The following is a 24984-nucleotide window of genomic DNA, read 5'->3' as shown; positions in this document are numbered from 1 at the left end:
TCATCTGAACCTGTAACAATTCGATAGGATTGGGAAAAAGTGCCGAAACCTTTGACGGCGAGATTTTTTTCGTCAGGGTTGTCGAACAAGATTCGTCCGGCAGCCACGTACGTCGGCGGACCGACGGTGGGAGGAAAATTTGGCACAGGAACTAGCCCCTGCAGGCGCATTTGCTTCTATTCCGGCGCTGCTTGCGCGGAATGTGAAGGAATATGGAGATCGCCCGGCTTATCGGGAGAAAGAATTCGGGATTTGGCAAAGCTGGACCTGGGCGGAGGCCGCTGAAGAAATTCAGAACCTCGCCATGGGTCTTTTGGCTTTGGGGATCAACCGTGGAGACCACGTGGCCATCATCGGCCGTAACCGTCCGGCTCACTATTGGGCGATGGTTGCCGCACAGAAGGTAGGGGCCGTTCCGGTTCCGCTGTATCAAGATGCGGTTGTGGACGAGATGGAATACGTGCTGGAGCACTGCGGCGCACGTTTCGTCGTCTGTGGTGACCAGGAACAAGTCGACAAAGTGATCGAGGTGCAGGACAAGATCCATCACATCGAACACGTGTTGTACTATGACAAGCGTGGCTTGCGGAAATACGACCACAGCCACCTGCATTGGTATGTCGACATTCAGGAAGAAGGCCGCGTGGCTCACGCTCGTCTGGAAGACGAGATGGCCGCCCGCGAAGCCGAGCTGACCTATGACAGCACCTGCGTGATGCTCTACACCTCGGGCACCACGGGTCGTCCGAAGGGCGTGGTTCTGTCGAACCGCAACATCATCGAAAGCGCGAAGAACTCGTCCGAGTTCGACAATCTGGGTGTGAACGAAGACATTTTGGCCTATCTGCCGATGGCATGGGTTGGTGACTTCATCTTCTCGTTGGGTCAGGCCATGTGGACTGGTTTCTGCGTGAACTGCCCGGAAAGCGCTGACACGCTGATGTCGGACTTGCGCGAAATCGGGCCGACCTACTACTTCGCTCCGCCGCGCGTGTTCGAAACCCAGCTGACCAACGTGATGATCCGCATGGAAGACAGTGGCGACCTGAAATACGCCATTTTCCATCACTTCATGGACTTCGCAAAAGGCGGTGCCGGTGAAAAGCACGGCATGCCGAAGCGCAAAGTCACGACCCAGAAGAAAACTCTGGAACAGAAGATCCGTCACGGCTTCAACTATGCGATGGGCATCGGCTTTGCGGCTGAGACCATCATCGAAAACGGCATCCGTCTGGCCTTTGCCAAGCTGCGTCACGGCAAGAACGTGCGCAAGCACTTCAAAGCCAAAGACCCGATTGGTCTGAACCTGTATGGCGGCGCGCTGAAGGAATACTTCAAGTACCGCTGCGGTGACGTGCTGGTTTACGGTCCGCTGAAAGACACGCTGGGCTTTGGCCGCATTCGTGTTGGCTATACCGCTGGTGAAGCGATTGGTCCGGAAATCTTCGCGTTCTATCGCTCGATGGGGATCAACCTGAAGCAGCTCTATGGTCAGACCGAAGCGACCGTGTTCATCACCGTCCAGCCGGATGGCGAAGTGCGCAACGACACCGTTGGTGTACCTGCTCCGGGTGTGGAAGTCCGCATCGAAGACAATGGCGAGATCTTCTATCGTTCGCCGGGCACCTTTGTTGAATACTACAACAACCCGGAATCGACGGCTGACACCAAAGATCCCGAAGGTTGGGTTGCAACAGGTGACGCTGGCTTCTTCGACAAGAAAAACGGCCACCTGCGCATCATCGACCGTGCGAAGGACGTGGGCAAAATGGCTGATGGCCGGATGTTCGCGCCCAAATATGTTGAGAACAAACTGAAGTTCTATCCGGACATTCTGGAGGCAGTTGTCTTCGGTAATGACCGCGACATGTGCACGGCCTTCATCAACATCGACCTGACTGCCGTGGGCAACTGGGCTGAACGCAACAACGTGGCCTATGCCTCGTATCAGGAACTGGCTGGCCACCCCGAGGTGCTGTCGACCATTCAAGAGCACGTGGAAACGGTCAACAAGTCGGTTGCTGAAGACGAGATGCTTTCGGGCTGTCAGATCCACCGTTTCCTGATCCTGCACAAGGAACTGGACGCAGATGACGGCGAGATGACCCGCACACGTAAAGTACGTCGTAAGATCGTGGAAGAGAAATACGCTCCGCTGATCGACGCGCTCTATGGCGGCAAGTCCGAGCAATATATCGAAACCGAAGTGACCTATGAAGACGGTCGCAAGGGCTCGATCAACGCCACCCTGGAAATCCGCGATGCGGTTGTGGTGGGTAACACTCAGGGGATGGCGGCAGAATGACGACCGATATGAACGCCGACAGCTACGTCACCGAAGACGGGCGCACCATTGGCCCCGTTGTCATGGACCTTAAAAACATCACGCTGCGCTTTGGCGGTGTGGTTGCGATCAAGGACATCAGCTTCAACATCCGCGAAGGCGAGATCCGCGCGATCATCGGTCCGAACGGTGCAGGTAAATCCTCGATGCTGAACGTCATCTCGGGGTTCTACAAACCCCAAGAAGGCGAGGTCTGGTTCCGCGGGTCGAAACGTCCGCAGATGAAGCCGTACCAGGTAGCCCAGCAGGGTCTGGCACGGACCTTCCAGAACATCGCGCTGTTTGAAGGCATGACCGTTCTGGACAACATCATGACCGGTCGCCTGAACAAGATGAACGCCAACCTGTTTCAGCAGGCCATCTGGAAAGGCAAAGCCGAAAAGGAAGAGCTGGAGAACCGCGAAGCGTGCGAGAAAGTCATCGACTTCCTTGAAATCCAGCACATCCGCAAAACGCCCGTTGGGCGTCTGCCTTACGGTCTGAAAAAGCGTGTTGAACTGGCGCGTGCCTTGGCTGCTGAACCGTCGCTGCTTTTGCTCGACGAACCAATGGCCGGCATGAACGTTGAGGAAAAAGAGGACATGTCCCGCTTCATCCTCGACATGAACGACGAGTTCGGCACCACCATCGCCCTGATCGAGCACGACATGGGCGTTGTTATGGACCTGTCCGACCGCGTGGTGGTCATGGACTACGGCAAGAAAATTGGTGACGGCACACCCGACGAGGTGCGCAACAACCAGGATGTGATCGACGCCTATCTCGGCGTGTCGCACGACTAAGGGGGGAGACTATGCCTGAACAACTACTCTTTGCGATGGAAGTTACCCTGAACGGTCTGATGGCCGGGGTACTTTACGCACTCGTCGCGCTGGGCTTCGTCTTGATCTTCAAGGCATCCGGTATCTTTAACTTTGCCCAGGGTATGCTGGTGGTGTTCGCCGCTATGACCCTGGTGGGTGTACAGACGGGGCAAATCCCCTTCGCACACCTGATCAACACGATCTTCGGCACCAAAATTCACCACTTCGGGTGGACCGTGCCAACGATCATCGCGATCATTGTAGCTGGCGCCGCCATGGTGCTTGTTGCTTGGATCATCGAAAAATACATCCTTCAGCACCTGATCGGTCAGCCTGACATCATCCTGTTCATGGCCACGATCGGTATGTGGTACTTCATGCACGGTTTCGCACCGCTGATGTGGGGGTCTGAAGTGATGAAGCTGGACGTAGGTCTGGCGCAGGGTATCAACGAAACGATTGATACAACCACTTATGGCTGGTTCGGCTATGGCTTCTTTATCGACAACCTCGATATCGTTGCGGCTATCGTTGCAGCCCTTCTGGTGACCGCGCTGGTTCTGTTCTCGCAATACACCAAGCAAGGCCGCGCCCTTCGCGCTGTGGCAGATGACCACTCGGCAGCTCTGTCGGTCGGTATCTCGCTGCGCTTCATCTGGGTACTGGTCTGGTCGATTGCTGGCTTTGTAGCGCTGGTTGCAGGGATCATGTGGGGCTCGAAATCGGGCGTTCAGATCTCGCTGGCTGAAGTTGCACTGAAAGCACTTCCGGTTCTGATGCTGGGTGGCTTCACCTCGATCCCGGGCGCCATCATCGGCGGTCTGATCATCGGTGTGGGCGAGCAGCTGTTTGAATTCGCCATCGGTCCCCTTGTGGGCGGCGCAACCCAAGCCTGGTTCGCCTATGTGCTTGCACTTGTCTTCCTCATCTTCCGCCCACAGGGGCTGTTTGGTGAGAAAATCATCGAAAGGGTCTGATCAATGTTTTACCGCGAAGCTGGTGATTTCAAAACGTCCTACCGCGACGACAACCAGACCTTTCCGATCCGCCTTGATCGGGCCGGATACTGGATTGCCCTGTTCGTCGCCTTCTGTGTGATCCCGTTCTTTGTGAACGACTACTGGGTGAACTCGATCTTTGCTCCGTTCTTCATCTACGCCATTGCGGCGCTGGGGTTGAACATTCTGACGGGCTATGCCGGTCAGGTCTCGCTGGGTACGGGTGGCTTCATGGCCGTGGGCGCCTACGCTTGCTACAAGCTGATGGTCGCCTTCCCGGATGTCAGCATCGTGTTCCACGTGCTGATCGCAGGTGGCATCACTGCCGCCGTGGGTGTGGCCTTCGGTCTGCCGTCGCTGCGCATCAAAGGGTTCTACCTTGCTGTTGCAACGCTTGCCGCTCAGTTCTTCCTGGTGTGGCTGTTCAACAAAGTGGCGTGGTTCTACAACTACTCGGCCTCGGGTCAGATCAACGCACCCGAGCGCAGCGTGCTGGGTGTCGTCGTGACCGGTCCCAACACCGAAGCCTGGGCGAAATACATGATCTGCCTGGTGTTTCTGGTGGTTCTGGCCTGGGTGGCACGTAACCTGACACGCGGCATGACTGGCCGTAAGTGGATGGGCATCCGCGACATGGACATCGCAGCCGAGATCATCGGGGTGAACCCGCTGATGGCCAAGATGTCGGCCTTCGCTGTCTCGTCCTTCTTTGTCGGTGTTGCTGGCGCTCTGTTCTTCGCCGTCTATCTGGGCGCGGCAGAAGCTGGTGAAAGCTTCGGTATCACCAAGTCGTTCCTGGTGCTCTTCATGATCATCATCGGCGGCCTGGGCTCGATCTTCGGATCCTTTGCTGGTGCTGCCTTCATGGTCCTGATGCCGGTTATTCTGAAGAACCTTCTGGTAGGGACTCTGGGTTGGCCCACTGAGATCGCTGCCGAACTGGAGTTCATCATTGTTGGTGGTTTGATCGTGATCTTCCTGATCCTCGAACCCCATGGTTTGGCCCAACTGTGGCGTCTCACGAAAGAGAAGCTGCGCCTGTGGCCCTTCCCGCACTAAGCGGGGAATAAGATCCGGGCATCCGGCCAGAGGAGGGTCGGGTGTCCAAACCCAATGCTGCCCATAAGGGCACAAAATTTTGCTAATCTAGGGAGGAAGCAAATGACTTTTAAACGTGTTGCCGCGGCGTCTGTAGCCGCACTGATGGTAGGCTCGCCGGTTATGGCGGATCTGGTATTCCCGTCGCTCAGCTATCGGACCGGCCCCTTCGCTGCTGGTGGTATTCCGTATGCTGACGGTTTTGCTGACTACTTCACCATGCTGAACGAACGTGACGGCGGCATCGGTGGTGTGGCTGTAAGCGTCCCCGAGTGTGAAACCGCATACAACACCGAAAAAGGTGTGGAATGCTACGAGTCGACCAAAGGCATGGGCGCTCTGGCCTATAACCCGCTGTCGACCGGTATTACCTATCAGCTGATCCCCAAAGCGACTGCTGACGACATCCCGCTCTACACCCCCGGTTACGGCCGTACCTCGGCTGCGAACGGTAACGTGTTCAGCCACGTGTTCAACTTCCCGGCCAACTACTGGAACGGTGCATCGGCAGCGATCAACCACGTGCTTGAGCTGAACGGCGGCGACCTGAAGGGCAAGAAGATCGTTCTGCTGCACTTCAACGGCGCATACGGTAAAGAGCCGATCCCGACCCTGACCAAACTGGGCGAAAAGCACGGCTACGACCTGACCACCATTCCGATCGACTATCCGGGTCAAGAGCAGAAAGCTCAGTGGCTGCAGATCCGTCGTGAAAAGCCCGACTACGTTCTGTTCTGGGGCTGGGGCGTGATGAACCAGGTTGCCATTCAGGAAGCCGCGAACATCCGTTACCCGATGGACCAGTTTATCGGCGTATGGTGGTCGGGTGCTGAACATGACGTGAAGCCTGCTGGCGACAAAGCCACCGGTTATAAGGCGATGACCTTCCACGGTGTTGGCTCGGACTATCCGGTCTTTGGTGACCTGCAGAAATACGTTGTAGACGCTGGTAAAGCAGCTGGCGACGGTTCCAACGTTGGTACCGTTATCTACAACCGTGGTGTTTACGCCGCGATGATGCTGGCCGAAGCCGCGAAGAAGGCTCAGGAAATCCACGGCGTTGCAGACATCACCTCGGCTCAGATGCGTGACGGTCTGGAGCAGCTGGAAATCACCAACGCACGTATGGCTGAACTGGGCATGGAAGGCTTCGGCCCCGAGTTCAAAGTGAGCTGTGCAAACCACGGTGGTCCTGGCGCGATTGCCATCCAGCAGTGGGACGCTGCTGCCGGCAAGTGGTCGCTGATCTCGGACTTCGGCGCTTCGGACATGGAAGTGATCCAGCCGCTGATCGACGCTGACTCGGCTGCTTACGCTGCTGAAAACAACATCGAGCCGCAGTGTAACTAATACACCGGCACACGTCCGGGCCTTCGGGCCCGGACGACCCCCAGAAACGAATACGAACAGGACGACCTGATATGCTGGACACTGTTAAGACCGACGAGACCCTGCTTGAGGTCAACAATATCGAGGTCATCTACAATCACGTGATCCTCGTGCTGAAAGGCGTAAGCCTGTCTGTTCCCAAGGGCGGCATCACTGCGCTTCTTGGTGGTAACGGTGCAGGGAAAACGACGACCCTTAAGGCCATTTCGAACCTGCTTCAGGCAGAGCGTGGCGAAGTGACCAAGGGCACGATTGACCACATGGGCGAAAACATCGCCGAACTGAACCCGGCCGCTTTGGTGAAACGCGGTGTTATTCAGGTGATGGAAGGCCGTCACTGCTTTGAACACCTCACCGTGGAAGAGAACCTGATGACCGGTGCCTACACCCGCACCGATGGCCGCGCCGCGATCGCGAAAGACCTGGAAATGGTCTATGAATACTTCCCGCGCCTGGCCGAACGCCGCAAGTCGCAGGCTGGCTATACCTCGGGTGGTGAGCAGCAGATGGTTGCCATGGGCCGCGCAATGATGTCGCGCCCCGAGATGATCCTGCTGGACGAACCCTCGATGGGTCTGGCCCCGCAGCTGGTGGAGCAGATCTTCGAGATCGTAAAACGTCTGAACGAAGAGCAGGGCACCACGTTCCTGCTGGCTGAGCAGAACACCAACGTGGCGCTGAAATACGCCCACTATGGCTATATTCTGGAAAACGGCCGCATCGTGATGGACGGCCCTGCCGCCGAACTGCGCGAGAACCCGGACGTTAAAGAATTCTACCTGGGTATGTCGGATGAAGGTCGTAAGAGCTTCCGCGACGTGCGCTCGTATCGCCGCCGTAAGCGTTGGCTGGCCTAATTAGGCCCGCCTCCTTTTAAGGCGACCCAACTTTATCATGATTTAACGCCGATCTCGGTCGGCGCAGACAGAGGTTTTGCTCATGTCCAACTATTTTGATGCGCTCGAGACCCGTTCTGAAGAAGAACGTGCTGCTGGATTGGCGACCGCTCTTCCCGAGCAGATCGCCCGCGCCAAGGCGTTGTCCGGCTATGCCACTCTTCTGGCGGATGTCGACGCGGCAGGCGTGACCTCGGTCGAGGCGCTGGCAGCGCTGCCGGTTCTGCGCAAGTCCGAGATCGGCAAGGCACAGGCGGCTGACGGCCCCCTGGGTGGCTTTGGCGGTCTGCCGACGCATGAATTCGCGCATATCTTCCAAAGCCCCGGCCCGATCTATGAACCCGGTGGGGTTGGCCATGACTGGTGGCGCATGGGGCGTTTCCTGAACGCGTGCGGCATCGGTAAGGGCGACATCGTTCAGAACTGCTTTGGCTATCACCTGACGCCAGCTGGCATGATTTTCGAGAACGGCGCACGTGCAGTAGGCGCAGCTGTTGTGCCCGCCGGCGTTGGCCAGACCGAGCTTCAGGTTCGCGCCGCTGCCGACATCGGCACCACGGCTTATGCCGGGACGCCCGACTATCTGAAGATCATTCTGGATCGTGCGGATGCGGATGGCGTGCAACTGAAGATCACCAAAGCTGCCGTGGGTGGCGGGGCGCTGTTCCCCAGCCTGCGTCAGGAATACGCCGATCGCGGCATCACCTGCCTGCAAAGCTATGCGACTGCTGATCTGGGCAACGTGGCTTATGAAAGCGACGCGATGGAAGGCATGATCGTGGACGAAGGTGTGATCGTCGAGATCGTCCGCCCCGGCACTGGCGACCCCGTTGCGCCGGGTGAAGTGGGCGAGGTCGTCGTGACCACGCTGAACCCCGACTATCCGCTGATCCGCTTTGCCACCGGCGATCTGTCGGCTGTGCTGCCGGGCGTCAGCCCCTGTGGCCGCACCAACATGCGGATAAAGGGCTGGATGGGGCGTGCTGACCAGACCGCCAAGATCAAGGGCATGTTTGTCCGCCCCGAGCAGGTCGCAGATTTCGTCGCCAAACACGCCGAGGTCGCCAAGGCCCGCGTGATCGCAACGCGCGAAGGCGAGATGGACGCCATGACCGTTCAGGTCGAGGCCGACGGTGGTGACGCCAACGCCTATGCCAAGTCGGTGGCCGATACGCTGAAGCTGAAGGGCAAGATCGAACTGGTCGCGCCGGGCAGCCTCCCGAATGACGGCATCGTCATCGACGACCAGCGCGTCTACGACTGATACTCGAAGCACTGGCCAGATTTCAGTCTGGCCAGTCGCTTGGCCTTTAGGGCGACCAACCGAATAGTTTTCCCCTTTGAGATAAACGGGATTGCCGACACTATATCTATGTAAGGTGCGTTTAAGCGCTGTAGATTGGTGGAGGCATTCAGACATGAACATTCGGAAAACAATCTCACTTGCCGCGCTTTTGGGGGCGGCAACGCAGGCAAGCGCGCAGGATGCAGCGCTGATCGTTTCACAAGAAGACTATCGGTATTACGACGACGTCGCGGGTTTGGACCAAGCGGACGTGTTTCGTGATCGTCTTGGGGAAGCGGGCTTTGACCTGCACGTGAGCGAGTCCGAGCGGGCCGAGAACGCTTGGGACACCATCACGGCGTTCCGTGAAGATGCGCAAGAGGCCGAGCGTGTGTTGATTATGCTGTCCGGGCGCTTTGCCACGGACGGCGACGAGACATGGCTGATCACCCGCTATGGCGACGAGCCATCGGATCTTAGCATTGGTGCGACAGCGGTACCTCTCAGCGCCATTTTAAGTACGGCTTCAGGTTTTCCGGAAAGCGCTTTGGTGCTGCTTGCGCCGCTAGGCGAGGGAACGGAACTTGGTCAGGGCCTTACGCCCGGAGTTGGCGAGATTGAGGCCCCCGAAGGTGTGACAGTTCTGGTCGGACCAGCCGACAGATTGGCGCGCTATGTGGATCGGGTGGCGTTGGCCGAAGGTGCGCGCATGGCAAGCCGGCTGCGCGCAAGATACCCGGCTGTGACGCCCTATGGCCACCTGTCCGATCTGTCCCCCTTTACGAAACCCCAAATCTCGAAAGCCGAGCAGGTCGAGCAGGAATTGAACCTTACGCGCACGGACCGTCGCAATGTTCAGCGTGATCTGGCGTTGCTTGGGTTTGATCCGGGCGGAATCGACGGCATCTTTGGCCGCGGAACCCGGGCGGCGATCGCAGATTGGCAACGCGATAGCGGAGTACGGGAAAGCGGTTATTTGAACCTGCAGCAGATCCGCCTGTTGGGGGACATGGCTGACAAACGCGCAGCGATCCTTGAAGAGGAGGCCCGCAAGCGACAAGAGGCGTTGGAGCGGGAAGATCGTGCGTACTGGGAACAGACCGGCAAAAACGGTGACGTGCGCGGCTTGTTTGCCTACCTGAAACGGTATCCTGATGGTCTGTATGCCGACCAAGCGCAGGCGCAGCTGGATGAATGGGAACGAAAGTCTGAATCTTCGGTCAGCCGGAAAGAGCGGCGGGCTTGGAACGAGGCGAAAGATACGAACTCCGTCCAGTCTTATCAGGCTTATCTGAAGGCCTTTCCGAAAGGCTATTATGCCGAGCTTGCCGACAAGCGCATTGCAGAGCTGAAGCAGGCTCAGGCGCGCAAAGCGGCTCTTGCGGCCGAGAAGGACGTGCTGAAGAGCCCTCAGATACGGCTGTTCGTGGAAACACGCCTCGCCAATTTGGGCTTTGATCCCGGCGCAACCGATGGGACGTTCGATGCGAAGACACGCAAAGCGATCCGGAAGTTCCAGAAAAGCCGGGGTCTTCAGGCGACCGGGTTTGTCGACAAGATCACGCTCGTCCGGCTGTTGATTGGCGCAAACTGATGGGGTGACACCTGACTGAAACAAAAAAGCCGCCCATTGGGCGGCTTCTTCTGTAACGCTGCTGAAGCGATTAGCCCTGACGGGCTTTGAACCGGCGCTGCGTCTTGTTGATCACGTATACGCGGCCTTTACGGCGCACGACGCGGCAATCGCGGTGACGGTTTTTCAGCGAGCGGAGCGAGTTGCGAACTTTCATGGTCCTTCTCCTTCTACGCGGCGCTGCGGTTGCGCCTTGGCTTCAGTTATACCTTCTGACCTTTAGGTCATCTGGCGGTTCATGGTGGGCGATACTGGGATCGAACCAGTGACCCCTTCGATGTCAACGAAGTGCTCTACCGCTGAGCTAATCGCCCGAAAATCTGTGTCGAAACAACCCATTCAGGCCGATCCAAACGATGAGACGCGGGAAACCCCGCGCCGGTCCGCGTTGCTATAAAAGGAGTCGGGGCCGCGCGCAAGGGCTTTTGGCAAGAGTTTTTTACTTTATAAAGAGCTTAGGAGGCAAAGATGCAGGCGCAGACATTTTCGTTGTATCGACCACGGTTCGAAGACACGAGCGTTGTTTTCGCGTCGCCCCATAGTGGATCGCACTATGACGAGGCGTTCCTGAATGACACGATCCTTGATGAACGCACGATCCGATCCTCGGAAGATGCCTATGTGGACAGGCTTTATGCCTTCGCGACGGAATGCGGTGCGCCGTTCCTGTGCGCCAATACGCCCCGCGCTTATGTGGATTTGAACCGCGGTGCGGATGAACTCGACCCCGCGCTAATTTCTGGGCTGCGCAGGTCCACGCTGAACCCGCGCATCTCGTCTGGGCTGGGGGTGATTCCCCGCGTCGTGGCTGGCGGGCGCGCGATCTATCGCGGCAAGATGACCCTTGGGGCGGCGCAGAAGCGTCTAAGCGCCCACTGGCATCCCTATCACAACGCCCTGCGCGAGCTGATGGACACGAACGTGTCGCGTTATGGGCAGGCGATCCTGCTGGATTGCCATTCCATGCCGCACGAGGCCTTGGCTAGCCTGCGCCGCAGCGCCTCGGACATGCCGGAAATTGTATTGGGCGATAGATTCGGGGCCTCGGCCAACGCGGAGATTGTTGATGCGGTTGAGGCCGCATTTCAGGACGCGGGCTTCCGCACGGCGCGCAACATGCCGTTTGCGGGCGCCTTCATGGTGCAGCATTATGGTCGCCCGCAGGCCGGTCGCCATGTGGTCCAGATCGAGATCGACCGCTCGCTTTATATGGACGAGGCGTCGATCACGCCGAACTATCGCTTTACCGAGGTACAAAGCCGTCTGCGCACCGTCATTGCGCAGATCGCTGACATTGGACGGCGTGATGCGACGCTCGCGGCTGAATAGCCCTTAGCGCAGTCCGCGCCCTTTCTTGATCGCATCTTTCCCAAACCGCGCACGAATGGCGTCGGTGGCTTTCTCTGCCTGACGCCGCTGTTCGGCGTTTGGGTCCAAAAGATCTTGCGTCGTGTCGGTCTGGGCGGCCGGGCCGATATGGCTGAGGCCGACCCCGATCAGGCGAAACGGCCCTTTGTCCAGCACTGTGTCCAGCAACGCGCGCGCGGTGCGATAGATGCGATCGGCACTTTGGGTCATGTCGCCCAGATTGCTTTGGCGGCTCAGCGCGCGGAAATCGGCGCGTTTTAGTTTCAGGGTCACGACCTGTCCCGCCATATCCCGTGCCTTGGCCCGGTCCGAGACATTCTCGGCCAGTCGCCACAAGTGGCCGTCCAGCAGCTCGGGATTGGCCGTATCCTCGAAAAACGTGGTTTCGTTCGAGATCGACTTGATCGGCGCATGGGCGGACACGCGGCGTTTGTCCTGTCCGCGCGCCAAATGCCACAGACGTTCGCCCATGCCGCCGAAACGGGCCACGAGGTCCTCTTTGTCCCAGCGCAACAGGTCCTCGAACGTGTGGACGCCTGCCTTGTCCAACTGCGCTTGGCTGACACCGCCCACACCCCAAATCAGGCCTACGGGCTTGTCGCGCAGGAAGTCCATCGTCTCGGCCTTGCCAATCACTGAAAACCCACGCGGCTTGTCCAGATCAGAGGCGACCTTGGCCAGAAACTTGTTGTGACTCAGACCGATGGAGCCGGTCAGGCCCAGCTCGTCCTCCATTCGGTTGACCAGTCGCGCCAGCATGACCGCAGGCGGGGCGCCATGCAGTGCGGCGGTGCCTGTCATGTCCAGAAACGCCTCGTCCAGCGACAGGGGTTCGACGGCCGGGGTCAGCTCGTCCATCATCGCGCGGATTTGTTTGGATACGGCCGCGTAATGGCTGCCGCGCGGGCGGATCACCACCGCGTCGGGGCACAGTTTCAGCGCCTGAAACATCGGCATGGCCGAGCGGACACCGCGAATGCGGGCGACATAGCAGGCCGTCGACACAACGCCACGCTTGCCGCCTCCGATGATCACGGGCTTGTCCGCAAGCTCGGGATTGTCGCGCTTTTCGACCGAGGCATAGAACGCGTCGCAATCCATATGCGCGATCGACAGGTCAAACAGTTCCGGGTGCGACAGCACGCGGGGGCTGTTGCAGGACGGGCAGCGGCGGCCCGTGTCGAACTGGGTCAGGCATTTGCGGCATAAGGACGGCATGGCGCGAAATTAGCGGATGCGGCGGGTGGGGAACAGGCCTAGTCTGACCCCATGAGCACAGACGACTTCATGGGCGCGAAACTGGTCCTGCTGATTGGCGGGCAGCTTGTAACCCTTTTGCGGGATGATCGTTCGGACATCCCGTTTCCCGATATGTGGGACATGCCCGGTGGTGGACCGGAGCCCGGTGAAACGCCCGAGGACTGCGTGCTGCGCGAGACGCTTGAGGAGCTGTCGTTAACCATTTCACCCGCCCAGTTGCTCTGGAAACAGCGCTTTGAAAGCCCGCATGACCCGGGCCGTTTTTCGTGGTGGTTTGGGGCGGTTCTGCCTAAGGGGGCCGAGGCGCAGATCCAGCTTGGAAATGAAGGCCAATGCTGGCGGTTGGTGGCCCCCGAAGACTGGCTTTCCGACCCGCGTTCCATCGCGCATTTCAAGCCGCGCGTGCAGTCCGGTTTGGCCGCGCTTTCGCGCATTAGCGGTTGAAATTCGGGCATTTCATCCCCATTTATCAACCAATCGTGGACAGTGAGAGGCTTTCTTAATGGATGAGATTTTGAACGGTATCGGCGGCGGCAACATTGTATTGCTCCTGCTGGCCGCATTCTTGATTTTGACAGTTTTCCGGGGCGTAAAGATCGTTCCGCAAAGTGAAAAATACGTGGTCGAGCGATTCGGCCGTTTGCAAGCGGTTCTTGGGCCGGGCATCAACTTTATTGTGCCGTTTCTGGATCGTGTGCGCCACAAGGTGTCGATCCTTGAGCGTCAGCTGCCGAATGCCAGCCAAGACGCCATTACCTCGGACAACGTGCTGGTGCAGGTCGAGACCTCGGTCTTCTACCGCATTCTCGAGCCGGAAAAGACGGTCTATCGTATTCGTGACGTGGACGCTGCGATTGCGACGACCGTCGCCGGGATCGTGCGTGCCGGGATTGGTGAGATGGAGCTGGACGAGGTTCAGTCCAACCGCCAGCAACTGATCGCGCAGATCAAGCAGCAGGTGGCGGACGCAGTGGACGACTGGGGCATCGAAGTGACCCGGGCCGAGATCCTGGACGTGAACCTTGATGCAGCCACCCGCGAGGCCATGTTGCAGCAGCTGAACGCCGAACGTGCCCGCCGTGCGCAGGTGACCGAGGCCGAAGGTGAACGCCGCGCGGTCGAGCTTCAGGCCGATGCCGAGCTCTATGCTGCCCAGAAGGCTGCCGAAGCACGCCGTATCACCGCAGATGCCGAAGCCTATGCGACCGAGGTTGTCGCCAAGGCCATCAAGGAAAACGGCATCGAGGCCGCGCAGTATCAGGTTGCCCTGAAACAGGTCGAGGCCTTGACCGCTGTCGGTGCTGGCGAAGGCAAGCAGACCGTCCTGCTGCCCGCCAATGCGCTGGATGCCTTTGGCGATGCGTTTAACATGTTGAAAGGAAAAGCGTGATGCTTTGGTCAGTCTGGTGGGCGTGGATCGGTGGGGCGATCGCGCTTGTGATCCTCGAAATCCTCGCGCCCGGCTATATCTTTCTGGGCTTCGCGATTGGCGCAACGGCGGTTGGTGTGCTGCTGGCCTTGGGTGCCAGCGTCGGCCTGCCGATGCTTCTGGTAATCTTCGGCGCGGTATCGCTTGCGTCTTGGCTGGTCCTTCGCATGGCCTTTGGGGTGCGTAAGGGGCAGACCAAGAAATGGGACACGGACATCAACGAGATGTAAGGCGCACCCATCGTTAAAACGAAAACACCCCGCTCTGATCCGAGCGGGGTGTTTTGTTTTTAGATTGCGGCCAGTTCCGCCAGCACCGCTTGGGCTGCGGCGCGGGGGTCGGGGGCGTTGCGGATCGGGCGGCCCACCACGATGTGATCGGCCCCGTCCTTGATGGCCTGCGCCGGGGTGGCCACGCGTTTCTGGTCGCCCAAGGCAGCACCAGCCGGGCGCACGCCGGGGGTGACGATCAGCTTGCCTTCGGCTTCGGGCAGGGCGCGGATCAGCGCGGCTTCTTGCGGCGAGGCGATGACGCCGTCAGCGCCCGCCTCCATCGCGCGGGCGGCGCGTTCCAGTACCAAATCCTGCACGTTGCCCGGCTTGATCAGGCCCGCATCCAGATCCGAACGATCCAGCGAGGTCAGGATGGTCACGGCCAAGATCTTCATGTCCTTACCACCTTTGCCCTCGGCAGCGGCGCGCACCACATGCGGGTCGCCGTGGACGGTCAGGAAATCCAGATCGAATTGGGCCAGACCACGCACCGCAGCTTCGACCGTGTTGCCGATGTCGAAAAGCTTCATGTCCAGAAAGATCTTTTTGCCAAGCTCGCCCTTCAGCTCGTTCGCCAAAGCCAGCCCGCCGCCGGTCAGCATCCCCAGCCCGATCTTGTAGAAATTCACCGCATCGCCAAGCGTTTCGGCCAGTTTCAACCCTTCCAGCGCGTTGGGCACATCGAGGGCGACTATTAAACGATCATCGGTCATGTCTGGGGTCTCCGTTCCGGTTCGCGATTTCCTACGCCGATGCGGCGAAAAACGCAAATCTGTCGCGGGTGATCGCCTTGAAACTCCCCCTGAAAACCCCAAATTAATCCCGAGGCCCAATAAGATGTGCTGCAAGGGCGGGCATCTGAACGTAAGGGCGCTTGAAAAGGAGAGTGACATGGATTTGTCGAAGTTCACTGAACGGTCGCGCGGCTTCATTCAGGCTGCACAGACCATCGCCATGCGCGAAAACCACCAGAGACTGGTTCCCGAACATTTGCTGAAAGCCCTCATGGATGATGAAGAGGGCATGAGCGCCAACCTGATCACCAAGGCCGGCGGCGCGCCCGATCGCGTGCGCGCAGCTGTGGACGCGGCCGTTGGCAAGCTGTCCAAGGTGACGGGCGATGGTGCTCAGGTTTACATGGATAACAAAACGGCCAGCGTGATTGACGAAGCGCAGAAGTTGGCCAAACAGGCGGGCGACAGTTTTGTCCCCGTTGAGCGGTTGCTGACGGCGTTGGCCGTGGTGAAATCCGGTGCGCGTGATGCGCTGGATGCCGGTGCTGTGGATGCCAAGAAACTGAATGCCGCAATCAATCAAATCCGTCAGGGGCGTACGGCCGACAGCGCCAGCGCCGAGGACAGCTATGAAGCGCTATCGAAATACGCGCGCGATCTGACCGAGGCGGCTGCCGAGGGCAAGATTGACCCGATCATCGGACGTGACGAAGAAATTCGCCGTGCAATGCAGGTTCTGTCGCGCCGCACCAAAAACAACCCGGTTCTGATCGGTGAGCCCGGCGTGGGTAAAACCGCGATTGCGGAAGGCTTGGCTCTGCGCATCATCAATGGCGACGTGCCGGAAAGCCTGCGCAACAAAAAGCTGATGGCGCTGGACATGGGCGCCTTGATCGCCGGTGCGAAATATCGCGGTGAGTTTGAGGAACGCCTGAAGGCTGTTCTGAACGAAGTGACGGCTGCGGCTGGAGAAATCATCCTGTTCATTGACGAGATGCATACGCTTGTTGGTGCGGGCAAGTCGGATGGTGCAATGGACGCGGCCAACCTGATCAAGCCTGCGCTGGCGCGGGGTGAGCTGCACTGTGTGGGCGCCACGACGCTGGATGAATACCGCAAATATGTCAAAAAAGACGCCGCACTTGCCCGTCGCTTCCAGCCGGTGATGGTCGAAGAGCCCACGGTGGAAGACACGATCTCGATCCTGCGGGGCATCAAGGAAAAGTACGAGCTGCACCATGGCGTGCGGATTTCAGACAGCGCTTTGGTAGCCGCGTCGACCCTGTCGCACCGCTATATCACTGACCGCTTCCTGCCGGACAAGGCCATCGACCTTGTGGACGAGGCCGCCAGCCGCCTGCGGATGGAAGTGGACTCGAAGCCGGAAGAACTGGACGCTCTGGACCGCCAGATCCTGCAAATGCAGATCGAGGCAGAAGCGCTGCGTGTCGAGGATGACAAGGCGTCGAAAGACCGGCTTGAGAAGCTTGAGGCGGAGCTGTCGGACCTGAGTGAGAAGTCCGCGTCGCTTACCGCCAAGTGGCAGTCCGAACGTGACAAGCTGGAAGGTGCGCGCGAGCTGAAGGAACAGCTGGACCGCGCCCGCGCGGAACTCGACGCCGCCAAGCGCGAGGGCAATCTGGCGAAGGCCGGTGAGCTGTCCTACGGCGTCATTCCGGGTCTGGAAAAAAAGCTGGAAGAGGCCGAAGGCGCCGAGGCCGAGATGATGGTCGAGGAAGCCGTGCGTCCGGAACAGATCGCATCCGTGGTCGAACGCTGGACGGGCATTCCGACCTCGAAAATGCTGGAAGGCGAACGCGAGAAGCTTCTGCGCATGGAAGAGGAACTTGGCCGTCGCGTGATTGGTCAGGGGTCGGCCGTGACCGCTGTGTCCAACGCCGTGCGCCGTGCGCGTGCCGGTCTGAATGACGAGAACCGCCCGCTGGGCTCGTTCCTGTTCCTCGGGCCGACGGGTGTGGGTAAGACCGAGCTGACCAAAGCCGTGGCAGACTTCCTGTTTGACGACGACAGCGCGATGGTGCGCATTGATATGTCCGAGTTCATGGAGAAGCACGCGGTTGCCCGTTTGATCGGCGCGCCTCCGGGCTATGTCGGCTATGACGAAGGCGGCGTGCTGACCGAAGCCGTACGGCGCCGGCCCTATCAGGTCGTGCTGTTCGACGAGGTCGAGAAAGCGCACCCGGACGTGTTCAACGTGCTTTTGCAGGTTCTGGACGATGGTGTCCTGACCGACGGGCAAGGGCGCACCGTGGACTTCAAGCAGACGCTGATTATCCTGACGTCAAACCTTGGCGCGCAGGCGCTGAGCCAGCTGCCGGACGGGGCCGATGCCTCGGACGCGAAGCGGGATGTCATGGATGCGGTGCGGGCACACTTCCGCCCCGAGTTCCTGAACCGTCTGGACGAGACGATCATCTTCGACCGCCTGACCCGCGAGGACATGGACGGCATCGTCGAGATCCAACTCGGCCGTCTGACCAAACGTCTGGGCCGCCGCAATATCGCGCTGGATCTGGATGAGGCGGCGAAGAAGTGGCTGGCGGACGAGGGCTATGACCCCGTCTTTGGCGCACGCCCCTTGAAGCGCGTCATCCAGCGGGCATTGCAGAACCAACTGGCCGAGATGCTGCTGGCGGGCGACGTGATGGATGGCGACACGATCACCGTTAGCGCCGGGGCCGACGGGCTGTTGGTCGGGGATCGGGTGTCGAGCTCGAACCGGCAACCGCCCGAGGACGCGGTCGTGCATTGACCTAAGAATAGAAGGAGCCCGCTTAACGGCGGGCTCTTTTTTTGGGGGGGCTGCTTCGAGTGCAAAGTGACAGGATGCTGCAGCGCGAACGAATGTCGGCTTTATGGAATTGCTCAGTCTCCCGCTTTGCTGACTGCACGTTCTCAACACTGACTTCAGTCACACCAGAGGTGTCTGCGCTAGGGCATCACAACAGTCGAGGGATTTTTTGCAAGTATTTCATCGAACGTTCTACGAACGATGTCCGGATCGCTGGCGCAAAGACGGTTGCCCGGAGTCGCAACTCTTACAAGTACTAGGTCATCTACAAGAACTTCGATACTTGTTCCACTCTGATTTACACGGCCCTTCAGACGCTCTGTATTACGAGTGATGTATGCGCCGCGTACTGTGCCGTCTGCTGATCTCGGCGATGCCCAACGAAGGCCAGTGTTCTTTGCTTCATGGAGGCCGACAGGCGATGCAGATATCTCGATGCTCAATCTGCAACCGTCAGTTTCGAAGGTAGTACTTGCGCTTGGGCTAGAGCCGAGCACCAAGGGAAGAGTCATCCCCATACGCAAAGCATCGGATGGCCGAACGACCTTCATTTCGGCGTTCGGCGATGTCTCAATCATGTTGGCGAATTTTCGCGATTGATCGTCAAGAAGCGCCAACAGCTCGTTGATTGCCTCCGCGTGTTCACGTGCTTGAACTACAACCTCCTCGGGCTCGGAAGACAAAAGGGCCTGCGCGAATGCATCTATTGAAGCTGGCCCATTTGCAATTGAGGCTTCAGACCGACTTCCATGAGCAGTGAATGCAAGCACCTCAGACGCGCACCCCTGAAGGCTCACCCCTGCGCGCTCTACTTGCCATGCCCCGCCTTCAAAAAATCGGAAAAGATTGGGTTTAATCCTACCCTCTTCGATGCCTTGTTGATTATGGGTAATCGACGTGCAGAAAACGGTGGAAGTCGACGGATCGACGAGCAAATGAGCATCAAGCGACTGCTCTTCATGCTCGCAATGGACATGCACGCTCGGTATGAGTTCGAAAACTTCAGTCGTCGCTGACCTATTGCTTTCCTCACATTTCCATCCAGGAGCGGATGGTATCAGAGCGACGAGATCAGCTTTGATCTCTTGGGCTACCGCCTTCACAGCAGCGCGAGCCTCCTCAACCTTTGGCTGGAGGCTTTCGAGAGGCAACATGTCCTGGGCCAGCGACGCACTTGTCCAAACGAATAGCGGGACGATCAAAAAGAGTATTCTTCGGAACAGGTTCATGTTTCCCTTTCTAAGGCGGCCTCTCAGCACCTGCTAATTTCTCATGTCAAAAGGATGCTTTTTCTAACGACATTCATAGATTGACCTTGCTTGTCGCGTCAATTTTGCTGCCATCTGCAAAGATTGCAGATGGTCCATCAGGAAAGCAGACATTTGTGACTACCTGATGGACGTCGGCTCCGTCCCGCAAACCAGTCATAGACGCAAGATATACCCTCGCCTCACTGTAAATATACCCTTGACGCCGCCAAACTCGCCCCCCCCCAACAAAACACGCCCGCCGATTTCCACCGGCGGGCGCTTTCTTTTGTGAGTGGTGGGGTGGGGTAATTAGGTTTCGTTGGGGATCAGGCCGGCCTCTTGCGCGGCGGCCAGTTCGTCTGCATCCAACACGCCGTCATCATTGGTGTCGGCGGTCGAGAACGCCTCGGGGGTGACGTCCGGATACATGGCAACGGTTTCTTCGATCGTCACCATGCCGTCCTCGTTTGCATCCAAGCCTTCCGCGAAGGCGGCGGTGGCGGCGGTCAGGACGATGGCGCTGGTCAGAGTTGCGAGTTTCATGTGTAGCTCCGTGAGTTTTGAGTAATTCGTTGTGCGTCTGAATGAACGCAGAGGCAGAGAACCACGGCGAAACGGGCAGCACAGCATCCATCGTCAGAATGGGCCGAAACCAGCAGAGCGCCGCGAGTTTCGTGTCTACCCATAGGCGAGGAATGGGTCATGCAAGGGGGGCGGGGCGGGGGCGGCGAAGCTTTACCGATCTGGGGCGCGGATTTCGGCGGGGCTTTGCCCAGAAAACCCAGACAGTGCCCCTCGGCGGATTCTGTCCGTCCCGAATCCCCGCACATAAATGTCAGCGCCCGTGACTTTCCCTTCCGACCATCTGCGCTACACTCGGCCTGAAACGGAGGGAACGGTATGCAGTCGATGTTCTGGGCAATCGAGCTTTTGGCGCAGGTGTTGATCTTTGCGGTGGGGGTCATCCTCGCGGTGATCGCGGTACTTTATATAATAGACCGTCTGCAGACCCATGATGCGGTGCGCCGAAACTATCCGGTGATTGGGCGGTTCCGGGCGCTGTTCTCGAACCTGGGCGAGTTCTTCCGGCAGTATTTTTTCGCGATGGACCGGGAAGAGCTGCCGTTCAACCGCGCACAGCGCCATTGGGTCGAGCATACGGCGGCGGGAAAGGGGAATACGCTGGCTTTCGGGTCGACCCGGAACCTAAGCGTGGTGGGGACACCGATCTTCGTGAATGCGGCGTTTCCTCCGCTGGACACGCAATTTGCCCAGACCGCGCCGATGATTATCGGTCCGCAGGCCCGCACGCCGTTTGAGGCGAAGTCGATCTTCAACCTGTCCGGCATGAGCTATGGCGCGCTGTCCCGCCCCGCGGTTCAGGCGCTGTCGATGGGCACCGCCAAGGCGGGCGTCTGGATGAACACCGGGGAAGGTGGCTTGTCGCCCTATCACCTGACGGGCGGCGGAGACATCGTGTTCCAGATCGGCACGGCGAAATACGGCGTGCGCGATCATGACGGGAACCTGTCTGATGAGAAGTTGCGCGAGGCTGCGGCCCATCCCGAAGTGAAGATGTTCGAACTGAAGCTGGCGCAGGGCGCGAAGCCGGGTAAGGGGGGCATCCTGCCGGCCGAGAAGGTCTCGGACGAGATTGCGAAGATCCGGGGGATCCGCGTGGGCGAGGCCTCGATTTCCCCGAACCGCCATCCCGAGATCGACGACTGGGACGACCTGTTGGATATGCTGACACATATAAGAGAGGTCACCGGAAAACCCGTCGGCTTCAAAACCGTGATTGGTGCGATCGAGCCATTTGAAGAGCTGTTTGACCGGATCGTCGCGCGCGGGGTCGATGCCGCCCCCGATTTCATCACCATTGATGGTGGGGAAGGGGGCACCGGTGCCGCGCCCATGCCGCTGATGGATCTGGTCGGTATGCCCATTCGTGAAGCTCTGCCGCAAATTGTGGACCTGCGCGACGCGCGGGGGCTGCACGAGCGCATCCGGATCATCGCCTCCGGCAAGCTGGTGAACCCCGGCGACGTCGCCTGGGCGATTTGCGCAGGTGCGGATTTCGTGGTCTCGGCGCGGGGCTTCATGTTCTCTCTGGGCTGCATTCAGGCGCTGAAGTGCAACAAGAACACTTGCCCGACGGGCATCACCACCCACGACCCGCGGTTCCAGAAAGGTCTGGTGCCGGAGGACAAATGCGAGAAGGTCGCGCGTTACGCCAAGGGCATCGTGAAAGAGGTCGAGACCATCGCGCATTCTGTTGGCGTGGCCGAACCCCGCCAGATGCGTCGCCGCCACGTGCGGCTGGTGCAGGACAGTGGGCGCTCGGTCCCGATGAACGAGATTTATCCCTCGGTCCAGATGCCCGCCGAATGAATTGTTACAATCCTCTGGCGCGGACGTGAGCCATTGTGCTTTGGCTTTGCGCGTCCGCCGTCTTAGATCAGAATAAGATCAAAAGACGAGGTGCCCGTGATGGCCTATAAGAATGTGCTGAAATACTCGGACGTGACGCCCAAGGCGGACTACATGAACCGCCGCCAGTTGATGGGCGGTGCCGCCGGGTTGTTTGCTGGTATGGCCATGGGCCCGGCGTTGGCGGCCTCGAAATATTCGACGGATGCCACGCCCAACACGTTCGAGGAGATCTCGAGCTACAATAACTTCTACGAGTTTGGCACCGGCAAGGACGATCCCGCCCGCCACGCCCATCAGCTGACCATCGACCCGTGGTCGGTGCAGATCGACGGGATGGTCGATAAGCCGGGCAGCTATGGGCTTGAGGATATTCTGGCGAAGGTCAGCCAAGAGGAACGCATCTATCGCTTCCGCTGTGTTGAAGCGTGGTCGATGGTGATCCCGTGGTACGGGTTCGAGCTGAACCAACTGCTGAACATGGCTGGTGTCCAGTCAGGCGCGAAATACGTGGCGTTCGAGACGCTGGTCCGGAAAGAGGAAATGCCGGGCATCCGCACTGTAAATGTCGACTGGCCCTATCGCGAAGGCCTGCGTCTGGACGAAGCCATGCACCCGCTGACCATCATGGCCACCGGCATTTATGATAAACCAATGCCGAAACAGAACGGCGCGCCGCTGCGTCTGGTGGTGCCGTGGAAATATGGCTTCAAGTCGATCAAGTCGATTGTGCGCGTTACCCTGACGGACAAGCAGCCGCAAACCACGTGGAACATGCTGCAGCCGCGCGAGTATGGCTTCTATTCAAATGTGAACCCTGAAGTCAGCCACCCCCGCTGGTCGCAGGCCACCGAACGCACCATCGGTGGCGGTCTGTTCGCCAAGCGCAAAGAGACGCTGATGTTCAACGGCTATGAAAAAGAGGTCGCCGGAATGTATGCTGGCATGGACCTGGCGAAGAACTACTGATGCAGATCGAGCGCATCTCTGAGCTGACCTGCCCCCATTGCGGACACACTGCTCGCGAAGAGATGCCCGATGACGCCTGCATGTACTTTTACGAATGTAAGGGTTGCCACGAAGTCCTACGTCCGAAACCCGGCGATTGCTGCGTGTTCTGTTCCTATGGCACCGTCGCCTGCCCACCGATCCAAAGCGGAGAAAGCTGTTGTTCGTGAAACTTGCTGACCATCTGAACCAAGGCCTGCGCAAGCTGCCGATCTGGGCGGTTTATGCGGTTGGCCTGATCTGGCCGGTCTGGCTGTTCTATCTAGCGGCCACGGGCGCGATGGGCATCGACCCGGTCAAGGAGCTGGAGCACGAGCTGGGCGAGCTGGGATTGCAGGCGCTGATCGTAGGGCTGGCGGTTACACCCCTGCGGGCGCTGACCGGTGTGAACCTGATCCGTTTCCGTCGGGCCATCGGGGTGCTGACCTTCTATTTCGTGGCAGCGCATCTTCTGGTCTGGCTGGTGCTGGATGTGCAGATCCTGTCCGAGATCTGGAAGGACATCCTGAAGCGTCCCTATATTACGGTCGGCATGGCGGCGTTTGTCCTGATGACGCCCTTGGCGATCACCTCGAACAATTGGTCCGTCCGCAAGCTGGGTCCGCGCTGGCGTAAGCTGCATAAGCTGGTCTATCCGACCGCGGCGCTGGGCGGCATCCACTATATAATGGTGGGCAAGACCTGGGAGGCTGAATCGCTCCTCTATATGGCCGTGATTCTGGCTCTGCTGGGCTGGCGGGTACACGACTCGCGGAAAAAACAGCGGTCACGGGCGATTCATCGGGGGAAATCTGCGAAGCCTGCCTAGAATCTGCCTGAAATTGGAAAGTGACTCGGAAAAATGCCCGGCGATTCATCTGAATCGGCCGGGCATTTTCGTTGAATCGGTCTGTTCGGGTATTCGAGTCTGTGGATAACTGGCGGTGCAGTAGAAAACTTGCATTTTAGACGTAAACATTATTGCGCAAAAACGGGATTTTCCTTGCCATAGATTGCGCAACATACCGTTTTTTAAGGAAAAATCAGGATTTTCGAAAAAAATGCAGATTTCTNCGAGTAAGAACGCACCGCGTTCTTACGGCGACAGGTGAATTGCGAAGCAAATCGCCGAGAGCCTGAGAGATGAAGAAGATTAGAAAGGGGCGCTCGCTAGAGCGCCCTTTTTGCGTGGAGACATCGCTCAATTGAGTGTTGAAACTGCACCATGATCAGAGTCTTACCCCGGCGCGGCATGGATTTGTGTTGAAACCTGCCGCTGTGCAGAATTATTAAACTAAAAGTATATGAAATTGGGCTGCACTATATGCAGGCGAGAAAAAAAGAGGGGTTTATTATGGGTATTAAATCAAAGGTAATCGCAGCTGCCATCGGTGTGGCATGTGCGACAAGCGCAGCTTAGGCCGAAGGGTATTGGGGTTTTGCGTTGGACGTCGGCAAAGCAAAGTCAGAGGTTCCGTCGTTTGGCGGTTATAACCATGACAAGATTGTACCGGGTTTCGCGGTTGTCTTGGGGAACCGCATCAACAACGGTGATTTCTTCTATGGATACGAAGCCAGCGCCTCGATCACCCTGAACGGTGAGTTCGACGAATGTGCGGGTTTCATCCCGGCGCCGGCTTTGTGTAAGCAGTCCGCCAACGTGCGCGTGGTGGGTGTCGTCGGTCAGCAAATGGGCGACTATGACGTCTATGGCAAGCTGGGCTATGGTGCCGTCTTTGGCGATTTTGCCGTGTCTCCATTCAGCGTCGATAGCGGCAATGTCAAAGGCCTGACCGTTGGCCTTGGTGCCAGCCGCCAGTTGAACGACACGACCAAGCTGTTTGGCGAAGTTCTGTATGACGCCTATCGCAACAGCGGCGGTCAACCTGCCGGGTATCACAGCACCTACAATAGCGTTAATCTGCGCATTGGTGTCATGCGCTCGTTCTGATCCTGCGGGATCGGAGGAATCGAGGGCAATGCCTGAAGACTTGTT

Annotated in this window: 23 protein-coding genes and 1 tRNA gene; 18 read left to right on the top strand and 6 right to left on the bottom strand. The window is 58.6% G+C overall.

What is annotated here, in order from left to right; all coding sequences use genetic code 11:
- Positions 1–139: 139 nt before the first annotated feature.
- The 8 genes from EOL43_RS01345 to EOL43_RS01310 all read left to right on the top strand — a co-directional run bounded on the left by EOL43_RS01345 (position 140) and on the right by EOL43_RS01310 (position 10407).
- A complete protein-coding gene (locus tag EOL43_RS01345) occupies positions 140–2305 on the top strand; it encodes an AMP-binding protein (protein ID WP_133484983.1) in 2166 nt (721 codons plus the stop codon).
- Positions 2302–3126 carry an ABC transporter ATP-binding protein gene (locus tag EOL43_RS01340; RefSeq protein WP_240686420.1) on the top strand — a complete coding sequence of 275 codons (825 nt, stop codon included), beginning with the start codon at positions 2302–2304 and terminating at the stop codon, positions 3124–3126. The genes EOL43_RS01345 and EOL43_RS01340 overlap by 4 nt, the downstream gene beginning before the upstream one ends.
- Before the next feature lie 11 nt (positions 3127–3137).
- A complete protein-coding gene (locus EOL43_RS01335; RefSeq protein WP_133484982.1) occupies positions 3138–4124 on the top strand; it encodes a branched-chain amino acid ABC transporter permease in 987 nt (328 codons plus the stop codon).
- A gap of 3 nt (positions 4125–4127) precedes the next feature.
- Positions 4128–5204: a branched-chain amino acid ABC transporter permease gene (locus EOL43_RS01330; protein ID WP_133484981.1), complete on the top strand. Its 1077-nt coding sequence runs from the start codon at positions 4128–4130 to the stop codon at positions 5202–5204.
- Between the two features lie 102 nt (positions 5205–5306).
- Entirely contained in the window at positions 5307–6593 is a 1287-nt protein-coding gene (locus tag EOL43_RS01325; protein WP_133484980.1) for an ABC transporter substrate-binding protein, read from the top strand.
- A 71-nt stretch (positions 6594–6664) separates the two neighbouring features.
- Positions 6665–7489 (top strand): ABC transporter ATP-binding protein, encoded by an 825-nt coding sequence (locus EOL43_RS01320; protein ID WP_133484979.1) that lies wholly within the window; start codon positions 6665–6667, stop codon positions 7487–7489.
- Positions 7490–7571: 82 nt separating this feature from the next.
- The gene (locus EOL43_RS01315; RefSeq protein WP_133484978.1) at positions 7572–8792 is read left to right on the top strand and encodes a phenylacetate--CoA ligase family protein; all 1221 of its coding nucleotides are present in this window, start codon (positions 7572–7574) and stop codon (positions 8790–8792) included.
- Between the two features lie 154 nt (positions 8793–8946).
- The gene (locus EOL43_RS01310) at positions 8947–10407 is read left to right on the top strand and encodes a peptidoglycan-binding domain-containing protein (RefSeq protein WP_133484977.1); all 1461 of its coding nucleotides are present in this window, start codon (positions 8947–8949) and stop codon (positions 10405–10407) included.
- 70 nt (positions 10408–10477) lie between these two features.
- On the opposite strand, the gene ykgO is transcribed toward EOL43_RS01310, so the two are convergent.
- Together ykgO and EOL43_RS01300 are read right to left on the bottom strand one after the other, a co-directional pair.
- Positions 10478–10603 (bottom strand): type B 50S ribosomal protein L36, encoded by a 126-nt coding sequence (gene ykgO, locus EOL43_RS01305; protein WP_005850168.1) that lies wholly within the window; start codon positions 10601–10603, stop codon positions 10478–10480.
- Positions 10604–10685: 82 nt separating this feature from the next.
- A tRNA-Val gene (locus tag EOL43_RS01300) sits at positions 10686–10760 on the bottom strand.
- Positions 10761–10914: 154 nt separating this feature from the next.
- Here EOL43_RS01300 and EOL43_RS01295 point away from each other — a divergent pair.
- Positions 10915–11775, top strand: a complete 861-nt coding sequence (locus tag EOL43_RS01295) for an N-formylglutamate amidohydrolase (RefSeq protein ID WP_133484976.1) — start codon at positions 10915–10917, stop codon at positions 11773–11775.
- 3 nt (positions 11776–11778) lie between these two features.
- Here the strand turns inward: EOL43_RS01295 and EOL43_RS01290 are convergent, their stop codons facing one another.
- Entirely contained in the window at positions 11779–13032 is a 1254-nt protein-coding gene (locus EOL43_RS01290) for a DNA polymerase IV (protein ID WP_133484975.1), read from the bottom strand.
- A 51-nt stretch (positions 13033–13083) separates the two neighbouring features.
- Here EOL43_RS01290 and EOL43_RS01285 point away from each other — a divergent pair, with 51 nt between their 5' ends.
- From EOL43_RS01285 to EOL43_RS01275, 3 genes are read left to right on the top strand one after another with little or no spacing between them, the layout of a single operon-like run.
- Entirely contained in the window at positions 13084–13518 is a 435-nt protein-coding gene (locus EOL43_RS01285) for an NUDIX hydrolase (RefSeq protein ID WP_133484974.1), read from the top strand.
- 58 nt (positions 13519–13576) lie between these two features.
- Positions 13577–14464: an SPFH domain-containing protein gene (locus EOL43_RS01280; RefSeq protein ID WP_133484973.1), complete on the top strand. Its 888-nt coding sequence runs from the start codon at positions 13577–13579 to the stop codon at positions 14462–14464.
- Positions 14464–14733, top strand: coding sequence for an NfeD family protein (locus tag EOL43_RS01275; RefSeq protein WP_133484972.1), 270 nt, complete (start codon positions 14464–14466; stop codon positions 14731–14733). Before EOL43_RS01280 ends, EOL43_RS01275 begins: the two co-directional genes overlap by 1 nt.
- A gap of 59 nt (positions 14734–14792) precedes the next feature.
- Here EOL43_RS01275 and pyrF read toward each other — a convergent pair whose 3' ends face one another.
- Complete coding sequence (pyrF, locus tag EOL43_RS01270; RefSeq protein WP_133484971.1) at positions 14793–15488, bottom strand: orotidine-5'-phosphate decarboxylase; 696 nt, start codon at positions 15486–15488, stop codon at positions 14793–14795.
- 178 nt (positions 15489–15666) lie between these two features.
- On the opposite strand from pyrF, the gene clpB reads away from it, so the two are divergent.
- Positions 15667–18282 carry an ATP-dependent chaperone ClpB gene (clpB, locus tag EOL43_RS01265; RefSeq protein ID WP_133484970.1) on the top strand — a complete coding sequence of 872 codons (2616 nt, stop codon included), beginning with the start codon at positions 15667–15669 and terminating at the stop codon, positions 18280–18282.
- 179 nt (positions 18283–18461) lie between these two features.
- Here the strand turns inward: clpB and EOL43_RS01260 are convergent, their stop codons facing one another.
- Both EOL43_RS01260 and EOL43_RS01255 read right to left on the bottom strand, forming a co-directional pair.
- Complete coding sequence (locus tag EOL43_RS01260) at positions 18462–19550, bottom strand: hypothetical protein (RefSeq protein ID WP_133484969.1); 1089 nt, start codon at positions 19548–19550, stop codon at positions 18462–18464.
- 330 nt (positions 19551–19880) lie between these two features.
- On the bottom strand, positions 19881–20114 hold the full coding sequence (locus EOL43_RS01255) for an EF-hand domain-containing protein (protein ID WP_133484968.1): 234 nt from the start codon (positions 20112–20114) through the stop codon (positions 19881–19883).
- Between the two features lie 357 nt (positions 20115–20471).
- On the opposite strand from EOL43_RS01255, the gene EOL43_RS01250 reads away from it, so the two are divergent.
- The 5 genes from EOL43_RS01250 (at position 20472) to EOL43_RS01230 (ending at position 24939) form a co-directional block, all read left to right on the top strand.
- On the top strand, positions 20472–21962 hold the full coding sequence (locus EOL43_RS01250) for an FMN-binding glutamate synthase family protein (RefSeq protein WP_133484967.1): 1491 nt from the start codon (positions 20472–20474) through the stop codon (positions 21960–21962).
- Between the two features lie 99 nt (positions 21963–22061).
- On the top strand, positions 22062–22970 hold the full coding sequence (msrP, locus tag EOL43_RS01245) for a protein-methionine-sulfoxide reductase catalytic subunit MsrP (RefSeq protein ID WP_133484966.1): 909 nt from the start codon (positions 22062–22064) through the stop codon (positions 22968–22970).
- A complete protein-coding gene (locus EOL43_RS15475) occupies positions 22970–23179 on the top strand; it encodes a GDCCVxC domain-containing (seleno)protein (RefSeq protein ID WP_133484965.1) in 210 nt (69 codons plus the stop codon). Before msrP ends, EOL43_RS15475 begins: the two co-directional genes overlap by 1 nt.
- The gene (gene msrQ, locus EOL43_RS01235; protein ID WP_420867489.1) at positions 23107–23817 is read left to right on the top strand and encodes a protein-methionine-sulfoxide reductase heme-binding subunit MsrQ; all 711 of its coding nucleotides are present in this window, start codon (positions 23107–23109) and stop codon (positions 23815–23817) included. The genes EOL43_RS15475 and msrQ overlap by 73 nt, the downstream gene beginning before the upstream one ends.
- 615 nt (positions 23818–24432) lie before the next feature.
- Entirely contained in the window at positions 24433–24939 is a 507-nt protein-coding gene (locus EOL43_RS01230) for a hypothetical protein (protein WP_133484963.1), read from the top strand.
- Positions 24940–24984 lie beyond the last annotated feature (45 nt).

It is taken from the genome of Aliiroseovarius marinus, from assembly GCF_004360145.1.
Classification (GTDB): domain Bacteria; phylum Pseudomonadota; class Alphaproteobacteria; order Rhodobacterales; family Rhodobacteraceae; genus Aliiroseovarius; species Aliiroseovarius marinus.
Note: the sequence above shows the minus strand (reverse complement) of the source record. Positions and strands in the feature narration are given on the sequence as shown.

Coding starts and splice junctions, on each gene's coding strand:
- pyrF (WP_133484971.1), bottom strand. CDS start 15,488: ATGACCGATGATCGTTTAATAGTCGCCCTCGATGTGCCCAACGCGCTG.
- EOL43_RS01340 (WP_240686420.1), top strand. CDS start 2,302: ATGACGACCGATATGAACGCCGACAGCTACGTCACCGAAGACGGGCGC.
- ykgO (WP_005850168.1), bottom strand. CDS start 10,603: ATGAAAGTTCGCAACTCGCTCCGCTCGCTGAAAAACCGTCACCGCGAT.
- EOL43_RS01295 (WP_133484976.1), top strand. CDS start 10,915: ATGCAGGCGCAGACATTTTCGTTGTATCGACCACGGTTCGAAGACACG.
- EOL43_RS15475 (WP_133484965.1), top strand. CDS start 22,970: ATGCAGATCGAGCGCATCTCTGAGCTGACCTGCCCCCATTGCGGACAC.
- EOL43_RS01250 (WP_133484967.1), top strand. CDS start 20,472: ATGCAGTCGATGTTCTGGGCAATCGAGCTTTTGGCGCAGGTGTTGATC.
- EOL43_RS01335 (WP_133484982.1), top strand. CDS start 3,138: ATGCCTGAACAACTACTCTTTGCGATGGAAGTTACCCTGAACGGTCTG.
- EOL43_RS01315 (WP_133484978.1), top strand. CDS start 7,572: ATGTCCAACTATTTTGATGCGCTCGAGACCCGTTCTGAAGAAGAACGT.
- msrP (WP_133484966.1), top strand. CDS start 22,062: ATGGCCTATAAGAATGTGCTGAAATACTCGGACGTGACGCCCAAGGCG.
- EOL43_RS01275 (WP_133484972.1), top strand. CDS start 14,464: ATGCTTTGGTCAGTCTGGTGGGCGTGGATCGGTGGGGCGATCGCGCTT.
- EOL43_RS01260 (WP_133484969.1), bottom strand. CDS start 19,550: ATGAACCTGTTCCGAAGAATACTCTTTTTGATCGTCCCGCTATTCGTT.
- EOL43_RS01320 (WP_133484979.1), top strand. CDS start 6,665: ATGCTGGACACTGTTAAGACCGACGAGACCCTGCTTGAGGTCAACAAT.
- EOL43_RS01255 (WP_133484968.1), bottom strand. CDS start 20,114: ATGAAACTCGCAACTCTGACCAGCGCCATCGTCCTGACCGCCGCCACC.
- EOL43_RS01285 (WP_133484974.1), top strand. CDS start 13,084: ATGAGCACAGACGACTTCATGGGCGCGAAACTGGTCCTGCTGATTGGC.
- EOL43_RS01280 (WP_133484973.1), top strand. CDS start 13,577: ATGGATGAGATTTTGAACGGTATCGGCGGCGGCAACATTGTATTGCTC.
- EOL43_RS01330 (WP_133484981.1), top strand. CDS start 4,128: ATGTTTTACCGCGAAGCTGGTGATTTCAAAACGTCCTACCGCGACGAC.
- EOL43_RS01325 (WP_133484980.1), top strand. CDS start 5,307: ATGACTTTTAAACGTGTTGCCGCGGCGTCTGTAGCCGCACTGATGGTA.
- EOL43_RS01310 (WP_133484977.1), top strand. CDS start 8,947: ATGAACATTCGGAAAACAATCTCACTTGCCGCGCTTTTGGGGGCGGCA.
- clpB (WP_133484970.1), top strand. CDS start 15,667: ATGGATTTGTCGAAGTTCACTGAACGGTCGCGCGGCTTCATTCAGGCT.
- EOL43_RS01290 (WP_133484975.1), bottom strand. CDS start 13,032: ATGCCGTCCTTATGCCGCAAATGCCTGACCCAGTTCGACACGGGCCGC.